The organism is Diplocloster agilis, from assembly GCF_019042275.1.
GTDB lineage: Bacteria > Bacillota > Clostridia > Lachnospirales > Lachnospiraceae > Diplocloster > Diplocloster agilis.
Genome location: NZ_JAHQCW010000026.1, coordinates 11,514 through 25,244 on the forward strand (window position 1 = coordinate 11,514; position 13,731 = coordinate 25,244).

General features: G+C 47.2%; 11 protein-coding genes. 5 read left to right on the forward strand and 6 right to left on the reverse strand.

What is annotated here, in order from left to right:
* Positions 1 to 57 precede the first annotated feature (57 nt).
* Positions 58 to 1,095, reverse strand: a complete 1,038-nt coding sequence (locus tag KTH89_RS15005; RefSeq protein ID WP_158348589.1) for a sugar ABC transporter substrate-binding protein — start codon at positions 1,093 to 1,095, stop codon at positions 58 to 60.
* Positions 1,096 to 1,288: 193 nt separating this feature from the next.
* Positions 1,289 to 2,041 carry a helix-turn-helix domain-containing protein gene (locus KTH89_RS15010; RefSeq protein WP_158348590.1) on the reverse strand — a complete coding sequence of 251 codons (753 nt, stop codon included), beginning with the start codon at positions 2,039 to 2,041 and terminating at the stop codon, positions 1,289 to 1,291.
* A 231-nt stretch (positions 2,042 to 2,272) separates the two neighbouring features.
* Here KTH89_RS15010 and KTH89_RS15015 point away from each other — a divergent pair, with 231 nt between their 5' ends.
* Positions 2,273 to 2,791: a hypothetical protein gene (locus KTH89_RS15015; protein ID WP_238722245.1), complete on the forward strand. Its 519-nt coding sequence runs from the start codon at positions 2,273 to 2,275 to the stop codon at positions 2,789 to 2,791.
* A 151-nt stretch (positions 2,792 to 2,942) separates the two neighbouring features.
* Here KTH89_RS15015 and carB read toward each other — a convergent pair whose 3' ends face one another.
* Entirely contained in the window at positions 2,943 to 6,140 is a 3,198-nt protein-coding gene (gene carB, locus KTH89_RS15020) for a carbamoyl-phosphate synthase large subunit (RefSeq protein ID WP_158348592.1), read from the reverse strand.
* Complete coding sequence (locus KTH89_RS15025; protein ID WP_158348594.1) at positions 6,133 to 7,212, reverse strand: carbamoyl phosphate synthase small subunit; 1,080 nt, start codon at positions 7,210 to 7,212, stop codon at positions 6,133 to 6,135. The genes carB and KTH89_RS15025 overlap by 8 nt, the downstream gene beginning before the upstream one ends.
* A 454-nt stretch (positions 7,213 to 7,666) precedes the next feature.
* Here KTH89_RS15025 and KTH89_RS15030 point away from each other — a divergent pair, with 454 nt between their 5' ends.
* From KTH89_RS15030 to KTH89_RS15045, 4 genes are all read left to right on the forward strand, one after another.
* Positions 7,667 to 8,221 carry a hypothetical protein gene (locus KTH89_RS15030; protein WP_158348834.1) on the forward strand — a complete coding sequence of 185 codons (555 nt, stop codon included), beginning with the start codon at positions 7,667 to 7,669 and terminating at the stop codon, positions 8,219 to 8,221.
* A gap of 14 nt (positions 8,222 to 8,235) precedes the next feature.
* Positions 8,236 to 8,904, forward strand: a complete 669-nt coding sequence (locus KTH89_RS15035) for an HXXEE domain-containing protein (RefSeq protein WP_158348833.1) — start codon at positions 8,236 to 8,238, stop codon at positions 8,902 to 8,904.
* A gap of 134 nt (positions 8,905 to 9,038) precedes the next feature.
* Entirely contained in the window at positions 9,039 to 9,353 is a 315-nt protein-coding gene (locus tag KTH89_RS15040; RefSeq protein ID WP_158348832.1) for an ArsR/SmtB family transcription factor, read from the forward strand.
* Positions 9,354 to 9,410: 57 nt separating this feature from the next.
* The gene (locus KTH89_RS15045; RefSeq protein WP_158348831.1) at positions 9,411 to 10,187 is read left to right on the forward strand and encodes an SDR family NAD(P)-dependent oxidoreductase; all 777 of its coding nucleotides are present in this window, start codon (positions 9,411 to 9,413) and stop codon (positions 10,185 to 10,187) included.
* Between the two features lie 134 nt (positions 10,188 to 10,321).
* On the opposite strand, the gene KTH89_RS15050 is transcribed toward KTH89_RS15045, so the two are convergent.
* Both KTH89_RS15050 and KTH89_RS15055 read right to left on the reverse strand, forming a co-directional pair.
* The gene (locus tag KTH89_RS15050; protein WP_158348830.1) at positions 10,322 to 11,212 is read right to left on the reverse strand and encodes a DUF2156 domain-containing protein; all 891 of its coding nucleotides are present in this window, start codon (positions 11,210 to 11,212) and stop codon (positions 10,322 to 10,324) included.
* A 436-nt stretch (positions 11,213 to 11,648) separates the two neighbouring features.
* Entirely contained in the window at positions 11,649 to 13,406 is a 1,758-nt protein-coding gene (locus KTH89_RS15055; protein WP_158348829.1) for an ABC transporter ATP-binding protein, read from the reverse strand.
* Between the last annotated feature and the right edge of the window lie 325 nt (positions 13,407 to 13,731).

The window sequence follows — 13,731 nt, forward strand, 5'->3', positions numbered from 1 at the left end:
TTTGAAAAATTTGCACCCTGTTTTACCAGGGTGCAAATTGACACAAATGTATCAACCCTATTTACTGTAGTTCGTTTCTTTATACTCGGCGGCATTTTCCCCCGTCACGACCTGATAACCGGAATCGTTAAAAGCTTCTACGGTCTCTCCGCTCAGTGCTTTGACCGCGGTCTGTACAGCCAGGCTTCCCATATTGGAAGGATTCTGGGCTACAGAACCCTGGAAAATAGGATCTTCGGCGATCATCAGATCACAGGACTGCTCAAATGCGTCGTGTCCCACAATCATGACATCCTCTCTGCCCGCAGATTTACATGCCTGATAAGCTGCCAGCGCTCCTCCGTCCCATGCGGCAAAGATGGCATTGAATTCCACATTTCCGTTGATAAGGTCCTCCACTCCTTTCAGAGCGGTGTCATCCACCCAGTCCGCGGCAATCGAGCTGACCACTTCCGCGTTAGGCGCTTTTTCCTTCAGTGTATCCACAAACCCGTTTTTCCGGTCTTTTCCGGTTCCCTGAGCCACAACGCCATCGATCGTTACCACCTTCGCGTCGTCTCCCAGCTTTTCCGCGATATAGGCGGCAGCTGCGCCTGCGGAAGCCTTATTATCCGTGGCAACCAGGGCGGTGATATCGACGCCGGTCACTCCGTTGTCCACTGCGATCACCGGCTTGCCGGCGTCGATGAATTTCTGTACGGCCGGGGCTACACCCACATCGTCACAGGGAGCCACAATCAGCGCATCCACATCCTGGGTCAGGAAATCTTCGATTACGGAAATCTGTCCGGCTACGTCATTTTCCTTGGCCGGCCCAATTTCCTTTACCGTAACCTGGGCATCCGCCGCCGCACTTTGGATCGCGTCATTTAACTGAACCCAGAACGGCGTCGTGGATGATTTGGAAGCGTAACCGATCACATAGCCTCCTCCGTCTTTCCCTGTATCTTTCTCAGCAGAATCCGACTCGGCGGCAGGCGCGGAAGTATTCTGATCAGAGGTTGCAGTTTCTGCACTTTCGTTTTTAGAAGAACATCCCGTTATTACAGTTGCACATAAAGACACCATACAAATCACGCTTAATAACTTTCTCATGCGATAAATCCTCTCTTTCTTCTCCTACACATATTTGTTTGTAAATCACTGATTCCCAAGCTGTTATTAAGTAACTTGCACAATTGTTTTTAGGCGCCCTTTGTTTTTTATTGTGTTTCTCACTTAATCTGCTTTCTTAATGTACTCACATAATAGCATTTATAACAAAGGGAAACAACATATGATTGTGACTTCATGGTTGCTCAATGTGACTTTTTCTATAATTTGACGGCGTCGTTTCCATATATTTTTTGAAAGCCCGCGCAAAAGCCTTCTCGTCCGTATATCCGCCCACAATACTGGCCTGATACACAGTCGCGCCATTCGCCAGAGCCTTGGACGCCTCGCTCATCTTCTTGGCCAGGATATAGCGGTTCGGCGACATTTTAAAGATAGACTTAAACTTTCTGGAAAAATACGACCGTTCCATCCCCGCCTGATCCGCCAGCTGGCTGACCGTCAGCTCCTCCCCGATATGCGTGTCGATATACTCGATCACGCTCTTCATACGGCGGCTGTTGGTCTTACGCAGGGGCAGCACCTCATTTAGCATAGTGAGAAAAATATCAAACAGACGGACGATCTCGTTTTGATACTCCGGCTGTCCCGTCAGATAATGGATGCTCTTCAAAAGGCTGTACATCACCGTATCCTTCTCGATTTTCACCACTCCAAAATCCGTATAAAAGTCCATCTTGATTTCCACGTGGAACCACAAAACCTCTAAAGGATTCTCCTTATTCTGCCACAGCGTATACGGATTCATCAGGGGAAAGATATAGAAATACCCTTTTTTCAGCCTGATATTGCGCTCCCCCTTCCGCAGATAAGCTTCCCCTCCGCATATATAATACATGCGGTAAAACAAAGCGCTCTCGTCGGTCATCCCCCAGGTATCCGGACAGATCGTATAATCATTTAATAACAGATTAAATTCATAGTTCATAAAATCCCTCCCACCACAACATCTTCTAATTTTGATTATACAAAATTCAACAGTAAATTACACGCACAGAAAATAGAAAACTTGCCTGCAGGCAATTGTTCTGCCCGCCCGGGGAGACACAAACGAATTCGGCTGTCCGGAGCATCCCGGCCCTTAAGCAGCGGGCATACCCAACCCCGGGGAAGAACCATTGTCACTTCCTCGTAGCTTTACATATACTATAGGGATATTATGAAAAAGGTAACTTATCGTATGGATGATTTTTTTGAATTCCTCTCTTTTGAAGGAACCGTAATCAGTGTCGCCAACGCAGACGAACAGTGCTGTACCCAGCGCATCACCGTCCGAAACGACGACAACAGCGTAGTAAACTTTATCGCCACTCCCAATACTTATTTCGTAGATCATATCCAGGTGAATCCGGGCATGAGAGTCACCGGCTGGTATTCAGCCAACGCCCCCGCCCCTCTGATCTATCCGCCCCAGTACACTGCCATAGCCATGGCCGAATCCCTCTCCTGGCGCAGTGTGAAAATCGACCGTTTCGATGACAATCTGATCAGTTATGACGGAACGCTCCGGCTGATCCTCTCTCCCTATACCATCATCGAAACCCAGAACGGCCAGCTCTACTACTGTAAACTGGCCGGGCATGTTCTGGCCGTCCAGTACACCGCCACTACCCGCAGCATCCCTGCTCAGACGGTCCCCGAGCGGATTACAGTCCTCTGCGTAGACGAACCCCAATAAATTACGGGGAGACTGTTCTTCCAAGATACCCTTTCCTGTCATAAAATAAAGAACCCCCTCTTATCGTATTCTCCGTCACATTGTCCAGCCCGCTCGTCAGCGGATTTGTGACAGATAATATAATAAGAGGGGGAACTCTTTATCTAAGGCTTCAGATCGTAGCGATATCGATCAGCGTCAGATTCTTCCCTTCCTGGTTCTCCAGGCTGGTTGCCAGCGCATTGGCCGTATCCAGGGAGGTCAGGCAGTTCACGCCGGTCTCAATGGCATTTCTGCGGATCAGGAATCCGTCCCTGTTTTTATCCCGGCCCTGCGTAGGCGTATCGATTACCAGATCGATCTCATGGCCCAGGATCAGGTCCATGATATTGGGCGATTCCTGTGTGATCTTGTTGGTACGCACGGCGTGTACTCCGTGCTCATTTAACACCTTGGCCGTGCTTCTGGTGGCGTAGATGCGGTAGCCGATTTTCTCGAATCGTTTGGCCACTTCCACGGCTTCCAGCTTGTCCGCGTCCTTTACGGTGATGATCATATTTTTGTATTTGGGCAGGTTGATCCCGGCTCCTAAGAATGCTTTGTAGAGCGCCTCGTTGAAGGTTTTCGCGATACCCAGCACCTCGCCTGTCGATTTCATCTCAGGCCCAAGGCTGATATCCGCGCCCCGCAGCTTTTCAAAGGAGAACACCGGCATCTTGATGGCGATGTAGTCCGCTTCGGGCTGAAGGCCCGGTGTGTAGCCCATTCCCCTGATGGTCTCCCCGATGATCACCCGGGTTGCCAGCTCTACGATGGGGATGCCGGTTACCTTGCTGATATAGGGGACGGTACGGCTGGATCTGGGGTTCACCTCGATGACATATACTTCGTCGTCCGCCACGATAAACTGAATGTTGATCAGTCCGATGACATGCAGGGACTTGGCCAGCTTCCTGGTGTATTCCTCCAGTACCCGGATCACCTTCTTATTCAGGCTCTGGGCGGGATATACGGAAATACTGTCTCCCGAGTGAACGCCGGCCCGCTCGATATGCTCCATGATGCCGGGGATCAGGATATCTTCCCCGTCGCATACCGCGTCGACCTCGATCTCCTTGCCGACCAGATATTTATCTACCAGGATCGGGTGTTCCTGGGCGATCTGATTGATGATACCGATGAACTCGTCGATTTCCTCATCACAGATAGCGATCTGCATTCCCTGGCCTCCCAGTACATAGGAGGGGCGCACCAGAACCGGATACCCAAGCTCCGCCGCGGCCGCTTTGGCTTCCTCGGCCGTGTAGACGGTCCTTCCCGCGGGTCTTGGAATACAGCACTGTTCCAGAATCTGGTCGAACAGTTCCCGGTCCTCCGCCGCGTCCACATTCTCCGCTGAGGTCCCAAGGATCGGAACGCCCATCTTCATCAGGCTTTCCGTCAGCTTGATGGCGGTCTGTCCGCCGAACTGCACCACGGCTCCGTCCGGTTTTTCCAGGTTTACGATATTTTCCACATCCTCGGGGGTCAGCGGTTCAAAATACAGCTTGTCGGCGATATCGAAGTCTGTGCTGACCGTCTCCGGGTTATTATTTACAATAATGGTCTCATAGCCCTGCTTCTTAAATGCCCAGGTACTGTGAACCGAACAGTAGTCGAATTCGATTCCCTGGCCGATACGAATCGGCCCGGAACCCAGCACCAGCACTTTCTTCTTCCCTTCGGTTTTCTCCACCTCACACTCGCTGCCGAAGCAGGAGTAGTAATAAGGGGTGGAGGCCGCGAACTCTGCGGCGCAGGTGTCTACCATCTTAAAAGCGGCCGTGATCCCGTTCTCGATTCTCATAGCCTTTACTTCGGCTTCTTTTCTGCCTGAGAGCTGCGCGATGATATAGTCCGGGAATTCCAGACGTTTAGCCTCCGCCAAAAGCTCCGGCGTCATTTCTTCTTTTTGCAGCGCCTGTTCCATCTCTACCAGGATGGCGATCTTATCGATAAACCACAGGTCGATCTTGGTGATAAAATTAATGGTATCCTGAGAAATCCCCCGGCGGATGGCCTCGGCGATCACGAAGATCCGGCGGTCATCCACCCGGTGCAGAACCTGCATCAGCTCCTCGTCGGTCAGATGGCCGAATTCATAGGACATCAGGCTGTCCACATGCTGTTCCAATGAACGGATCGCCTTCATCAGCGCGCCTTCAAAGTTGGTACAGATGCTCATGACTTCTCCGGTCGCTTTCATCTGGGTGGTCAGCGTACGCTTTGCCATGATGAATTTATCAAAGGGCAGCCTGGGAATCTTGACCACGCAGTAATCCAGAGCCGGTTCAAAGCTTGCATAGGTCTTGCCGGTTATAGCGTTCTTGATCTCGTCCAGGGTATATCCTAACGCGATCTTAGCCGCCACTTTGGCGATCGGATAACCCGTGGCTTTGGAAGCCAGCGCCGAGGAACGGCTGACTCTGGGATTTACCTCGATCACACAGTATTCGAAGCTGTCCGGCTTCAGCGCGTACTGGACGTTACATCCGCCGGTAATTTTCAATTCGTTGATAATATTCAGAGCCGACGAGCGCAGCATCTGATATTCTTTATCCCCCAGAGTCTGGGAGGGCGCCACGACGATACTGTCCCCGGTGTGCACGCCGACCGGGTCGATATTTTCCATATTACAAACAGTGATGCAGTTGCCGGCGCCGTCACGCATTACCTCGTATTCGATCTCTTTCCAGCCCGCGATGCAGCGCTCCACCAGAACCTGTCCCACACGGCTTAGGCGCAGGCCGTTGGCCAGTATATCCATCAGCTGCCCCACATTGTAGGCTATTCCGCCGCCGCTTCCGCCCAGAGTGTAAGCAGGCCGCAATACTACCGGATATCCGATCTCTTTTGCGAACTCAACCCCTTCCTCCACGGTCGTTACTACCTTGGAGGGAGCACAGGGTTCGTTGATCTTTTCCATGGTTTTTTTGAATTCGTCCCGGTCTTCCGCCTTCTTGATGGTGAGGGAGGTGGTTCCGATCAGTCTGACATTCTGCTCTTTTAAGAATCCGGATTCATCCAGCTCCATGGCCAGATTCAGCGCAGCCTGTCCGCCCAGGGTGGGCAGGACGCTGTCCGGTTTTTCTTCTATAATTAACTGCTGAAGCACTTTTACGGTCAGCGGTTCGATGTATACTTTATCGGCGATATCTTTGTCGGTCATGATCGTTGCCGGATTCGAATTCACCAGGACAACTTCGATGCCCTCTTCCTTCAGGGAACGGCAGGCCTGCGTGCCTGCATAGTCAAATTCTGCCGCCTGCCCGATCACGATCGGGCCGGAACCGATCACCAGCACCTTTTTTATATTCGGATTCTTAGGCATTCTTGGCCACCTCCATCATAGATATAAAACGGTCAAACAGTGTATTGGAATCCTGGGGTCCGGGACTTGCCTCGGGATGGAACTGCACGGTGAAAATATTTTTACCGATATATTTTAACCCCTCGTTGGTTCCGTCATTGACATTGACAAAAGCGGGAACCGCCACATTGGGATCCATGGCCCCGGCGTCCACCACATAGCCATGATTCTGTGAGGAAATATAGACCCGTCCGCTGTCCAGATCCTTTACCGGATGGTTGGCGCCGCGGTGGCCGTATTTCATTTTATGGGTATCCGCTCCGTTGGCCAGAGCCATGAGCTGATGGCCCAGGCAGATCGCGAAGATCGGAATATCACTCTGGTACAGTTTTTTGATTTCATCAATGATCTCCCGGCACTCCTTGGGGTCCCCAGGTCCGTTGGACAGCATAATTCCGTCCGGCGCGTCCGCGATGATCTGTTCCGCCTTCGTCCGCGCCGGGTATATGGTTACCTCGCACCCGCGCTCGTTTAAGCATCTGGCGATATTTCTTTTCGCGCCGAAATCCATCAACGCCACTTTGTACCCCTCGCCGGAAAGCGTCTCTTTGTCCGCACAGGTGACTTTCTCCACTACTTTTCCGGTAGTATAAGATTTCAGCCTTGGAAGTATTTCTTCTATATTATAATTCGCATTGGTGGTGATCATACCGTTCATGGTACCTTTTTCTCTTAAGATTTTCGTCAATGCTCTTGTATCTATACCTGCGATTCCGGGGATATTATGTTTTTCCAAGAAATGTTGAATAGAATCTTCACTGCGGAAGTTGCTGGGAAGTCTGGATAATTCTCTGACAATATAGCCGTCCGGCCAGGGTTTTAAGGATTCCATATCCTCATAACATATACCATAATTACCGATCAACGGATAGGTCATAACCACTGCCTGCCCTGCGTAAGAGGGATCGGTGAGTATTTCCAGATATCCGGTCATTGATGTGTTAAATACGATTTCGCTGATGACTTCACGGTCCGCGCCGATGCTCGTCCCCGTAAATACATGCCCGTCTTCAAGAATGAGAAAAGCTTTCATATTCCACCCTATTCCTTTCATTGTTCTTGTCTTGGGTTATATCTTTCTGATGTCTGACGCCCAAAACATAGAGGTACGCCCGAAGGCGATGCCTTGGTATTAAGCCCTAAAAATGGCTTTTTCAATATATATAGAAAAAGCCATGGAACCTTTGCCTAAATTGACAGCATTGTACCACAGAATTCGTCACTTTTCAACTATTTACATTTAATTCAAAATATTTTTTTGATTATCAAAAATTATGTCAGATCCTATCATCTAAAACTCTCCCAACATTATTTTAACAGCCGAACATTACGATATACTTCTTTAAAAAATTTTGATACTCTTTGTAAATCAAAGATTTTGTAGTATTATATTATTATATCTTAACGCACAAAGCATACAGACCCAAGGGCATGAATTGTGAGATAACCGGAAGGTATAAAATTTCTTTCTATTAGGAGTATCACTTATGGAAACAACAGCATTGTATGTCGAATTAATAATAATTGGATTAGAAACATCGCTTTGGATTACATCATTTATTATATATTTAACCAATCTCTCAATTTTAAAGTATGTTGGAATACTACTCGAAAAATTACCTGCCAGTATATTACTTTTAGGTATATTCTATGTACTTGGCATGATTTTCGATCGGATTGCCGACCTTACTTTTACTAAATCGGAAAATAAAATTCGAATTAAATCCGGATTAGAGGCTAAGAGCAGTATTATTATATGGAAACAGGCAGATCAAGAAAGTTACTTAAAATATACCCGATCAAAAGTTAGAATTTTGCGTTCTTCCTCATTAAATATTCCGCTAATTACTTTTTCTCTACTGCTTAACATTACAAAATACTATAAATCACCACTTCGTTTGTTACTCTTTCTTATTGTTGTCGGTATTCTGATTTCATACTTTTCCTTCAAGGGATATAATCAAACCGTTGCCAGCTTTTATGATAAAGCCCGAATTTTAGAATTAGATAAGAAGAACAACCCACAATCAAATTCAAATTAACAGAGGTGTATGCGATGAAAAAATCAATATTCAGCAAATGGTGTGATCAATTATGGTTATACCTGGTCTATTTTATGGCGGTTGCCATGACCTGCGTGCTTTTATGGAATTGGAATTCATGGGAAATGGCCCAGAAGCTTGTCTGTATGCTGGCGATCGTAGTGCCCATGCATATCTTCGAGGAGAATACGTTCCCGGCTGGATTTTATTTTATGAACAATCTTGGATTTGGTTCTAAAGAACCTATGGTATATCCGCAGAATCGTTGTACGAATATGATCACAAATCTGGGCGCGGAGATTGTTCTGATTTTATTGACAATAAATATAACTAAAATTCCGGAAAGCGCAGTAGCTTTGGTCGTATTCTTCGGAATTGGCGAAACAGTGAACCATACCAGAAGCGGGATTAAAATGTATTTCCGGTACAGAGAAAATGGGAAAAAAACCATTTATGGGCCAGGGCTGCTCACCTCATGGTGTATCATGATTCCCATGAGCGCTTTGGGTATAAAATGGCTAATAGAACATTCGGCTACCGCGTGGCAGATCGCAGGTGGCGTTGGCATTTTTTTAGGCATTGCAGTCTTTTTGATTCTATTACCGTTTGCTGTTTCAATACGATTGAAAAGTAAGGAGTATGCTTTTTACGATAAAGGGTATTTCGAAAAATATGAAGGATAAATTAGAAATTGGAATTTATCCTTCCGCCCCTTTTGGCTCCGTAATATCCGGAACATTCCGCAATATAAGGAGCTTGACATCTCTATAGCAACACTGTACAATACGTTTAAACATTTAAACGCAAGGAGACCATAGTGAGTAAAAGAACATTAAATATCTTATCTGAATGCATACCCATTTTCACAATGCTTCAGGATGAAAACAGGCAGCAGATACTTATGTTTTTATTTGATGAAAAAGAACTGTCTGTCACGGAACTTACCGAACGGCTTTCGCTGTCAAGGCCCGCTGTTTCCCACCATTTGAAATTACTGCTTGAAAGCAATCTTGTCAGCGTTACTAAGAATGGAAAAGAACGAATCTATCGTTTAAATTTGGCCGCCGCCGTCAAGCAGCTCAAAACTTTGCTGGCTTCGCTCGAAAATGATATGAATACAACACTATCATAATTTTTATGCCCAATACGTTTAAGTGTTTAAACTTATAAACTCTATGGAGGATGAAGGATGCATACAAAATTAATATCTATTGTAACCGGAGCAAACAGCGGACTTGGAAAAGAATTTGTGAAACTGCTTCTGAACGAACAAGAGGTAACAGAAATATGGGCAATTGCCCGTAATGAAGAAACGTTAAAACAGCTTTCCGATGAGTATGGTAGTAAGATACGCACCTTTTCTATGGATCTATCGGATAGAGGAAGCATCTCTGATATTGGGAGAGAACTTGCACAGAGTAACGTAACGGTTAAATACCTGGTCAATAATGCGGGCTTTGCAAAATTTTGTTCCTATGATGACCTAAGTATCAATGAATCTTTAAATATGATAGATGTAAATATTAGCGCTGTTGTAGCACTTGGTTTAACTTGTATTCCATATATGGATTATGGAAGCCATATGATCAATATCGCTTCACAGGCCTCTTTTTTCCCTCTTCCGTATCAAAATATTTACAGTTCGACGAAGGCATTTGTACGTAATTATACAAGAGCGTTAAATGTCGAATTAAAAGATAAAGGGATTCATGCAACTGCCGTATGTCCTGGCTGGATGAAAACCGGATTGTTTGTCAGAGGTGTGATCGGCGCTCAAAAAGGAACGAATCATTTTTCAGGTATGGTTACGCCGGATGTCGTTGCCGCTAAAGCATTGCGGGACGCAAAAAAGGGAAAAGACATTTCCGTATACGGACTATATGTGAAAACCACACATTTACTTTCCAAGTTCATCCCGCAGAAATTAATGATGAAAGTTTGGCTCCGGCAGCAAAAGATCAGTTAGAAACCACCCATTAAATTAAGAGTTACAACAGGAACTCTTTCCCATGGAAAAAGCGATGATATTCTAAGAGTATCATCGCTTGTCCATAAACCGGTAATTATCAAAAACAACCGCTGATCCGAATGCAAACGGCTTTAAGCATAAGTGACAACGCCCTTTTGAAGCAGGATCTCCGGCCTATACGACAATTTGGCTTTTCTGAGTCCTTCACTTCCGGTGTCCTCTTCCCGGTTCGTGTATTTATAATCTTTCGCCTCATGGGCGGCGAACTGCTGGTTGATCATCGGATATGCGCCCGGCACATCCGCAAAAGCTTTTTCATTGTGAACCACAAAGGTATCTTCGCTTACCGGTTCCCCGATCGCGATCGCCACCACCTGTCCTTTGGCGCGGATCAGTCCGCCCGATAAATGCAGTTCCTTTAACAGGCGCAGCGCATTCATAGTCACGCACAGCTCCAGACGTTTTTCCTCATCCTGGTCGCAGGCATTTTCATGCCGCCATTTCAGCGCCATCTGGAACGCGTCGTCCAGATTCTCGTCCGTAATCTTCTCATAGACCCAATCCGGATACAGTTCCCGGAATTTATTGATATGATTTCTCTTACCGTGGTATTTCTTACCGGCCAGAGTAATCAGCTTTTCCGTTTCATAGACATAGTCTGCGACATCCCGGTCGTACTCGATCTTCAATTTCCCCGGATATAATGCCTCCAGCTTTGCAAAATCCTCTTCCGTGACCAGATGCATCCGGAACGGATAGCCTTTTTCCTCATAGTAATCCATCATTTTATCCATACAGCCTTTCAGATCCCCCTGGCCTCTTGGAAAATCAAAGGAAGGATTCTCTTCTATTGTCTTAAATACCAGCATCTCATCGACGATGGCAAATTCGATCGGATACTGCCTGGACCACAGGTACGTGTTGGCAAATGTTTCCTCGCAGCTTCTGACCTGGGAAGCCCAAAGGTACTTAGTGACCAGATCCCGGTCTTCCAATGCTATTTTCTTAAATTCGATTTCCATAACTATACTTCCTATTCTTTTTCTATTCGTATTATCTAGTTTCCATTCTCGCTTGGTAATTACAAAGAAAGCTCCGCATCTTATTCAGATACATTGCTTGCTCGCACTTCCGCGGAGGATAGCTATTTTGCTCTATTCTCTCTGCTGTTAATCATTTTGGAGCAGTTCCGTCCTCCACCTATTGCGGCGGGGGAACTTTGTTTATTATGTTGAACAAGATCCTCGCGTTTTATACCTTATCATGCAGCTTTGCTGCATGCCTGCCCGTAGGGCATGTATTACGGGGTGCCCTTTGGGTATACCTTGTTATGGGGCTTTCGCTACATACACCTCGTAGGACATATATTACAGGATGCCCTTTGGTTATCCCTTATCATGCAATTTCGCCGCATGCCCGCAGAGCATGTATTACGTGGTGCCCCTTTGGATTCATATCTTATGACGGGGCCGCAGCCTCCTCCTTGCGGAACTGCATTTGATACAGATGGGCATAGATGCCGTTTATCCCAAGAAGTTCCTCATGTGTCCCCTCTTCCTGGATTCCCTCCTCCGTCAGCACCAATATTTTCTCGGCATTGCGGATGGTAGACAGGCGGTGGGCGATCACAAACGTGGTCCGGTTAGCCGCCAGCCGTTCCAGAGAATCCTGCACTACCCGCTCACTCTCATTATCGAGGGCTGAGGTAGCTTCGTCAAATATAAGTATGGGCGGATCCTTCAAAAACACCCTGGCAATAGACAATCTCTGCTTCTGTCCGCCGGACAGCTTCACACCCCGCTGTCCGATATCCGTGTCATAGTGATCCTGCATTTCCATAATAAATTCATGAGCATTGGCCAGTTTAGCCGCCCGGATAACCTCCTCATCCGTAGCGTCCGGCCTTCCGTACCGGATATTATCCATTACCGTACCGGCAAACAGATACACATCCTGCTGCACGATACCGATCTGATCCCTCAGATTCTTCAGACGCATATGGCGTATATCGATCCCGTCGATTGTGATCCGCCCGGAAGTAACATCATAAAATCTCGGAATCAGGCTGCAAAGCGTCGTCTTCCCAGCGCCCGAAGAACCTACCAACGCAATATAAGTACCCGCCTTCACATCCAGGCTCACATGGTGAAGCACCTTATCCGTACTGTCTTCATAGCGGAAGGAGACATCTTCAAACTTAATATCCCCCCGAAGATTCCGAACCGGAACCGCGTCTTTCCCATCCCGGATATCCGGTTCCACATCCAGAATTTCCAAAAAGCGCTCATACCCGCTATAACCGTTCTGGAACTGCTCCGTGAAATTCACCAGCTTCTTCACCGGCTCCGTAAAGTTATTAATATATAGAAGGAACGTAATCAGATCCGACGCATTGACCGTCCCCCTGGCGATAAACATCCCGCCGGCCATCAGCACCACCACGGTTACCAGGGTCGTCAGCGCCCCCAGCCCCGAATTATACCCTCCCATATACAGATAGCTTCTCTTCTTCGCGTCCACAAACTTGCTGTTCCCTTTATAGAACTTCTTAAGCTCGATCTCCTCATTGGCAAAAGACTTCACCACCCGGATACCGGAGAGATTATCCTCGATCTGGCTGTTAATATCCGCGATCTTCGCCCGGTTCTGTTTAAACGCATGCTTCATTTTCGTATTAAAATAGAACGCATAGACCAGCATCACCGGCAAAAACGCAAACGCCACCCAGGTCAGCGGCATATTCACCTGAAACAGAATCACAAAAGAACCGATCATCTTAATCAGGGAAATAAACACATCCTCCGGCCCATGATGAAGAAGCTCACTGATATCAAACAGATCATTCGTAACCCTTGACAACAGCTGTCCAACCTTTTGATTATCATAAAAAGCGAAGGACAACTTCTGGTAATGGGCAAAAATCTCATTTCTCATATCATACTCGATCTTCGCTCCCATAATATGTCCATAATAGGCAATATAAAAATTACAGACAAACTCAATCAGCACCAGACCGATCATCAAAACCCCAAGCCGCAGGACCATCTGCACCGCGTCATTCAGCGGCAGCGCCGTAACCTGGTTCGTAATATACCGGACGATCAGCGGAATCACCAACGTCACCGCAGCGCCCACCACCGCAAAAAACATATCCGAAATAAAAAGCCACTTATAAGGTTTGTAATAAGAAAACAGTTTCCTCCATTTATGTTCCATCATATTCCCCCTAGCCTACCTATTATAAACTTTCTGTCGAAAATTTTCAACTGTAATTATTCAGAGTGCAGATTCCCCAATTATTATCACCCGCTTATCACGCTAATACTAAAGCAGGAGCGGTCGGGGGACAGGGGCGGTATCCGGGGAGGCTTCCGGCGGCCGGGTTCTTTTGTGGCTTTGGAGAAGCGCATAGGACGGCTGCGCTGCTGCTTAGTGGAATCGGAAAGCCGGGTTCAGGATGACCGGCGGACTTCACGTCCGACGGGCAAGAGCCTCTGAACCGGGAACACATCACGTGTTCCTGGTGAATAGGCTCGGTTCC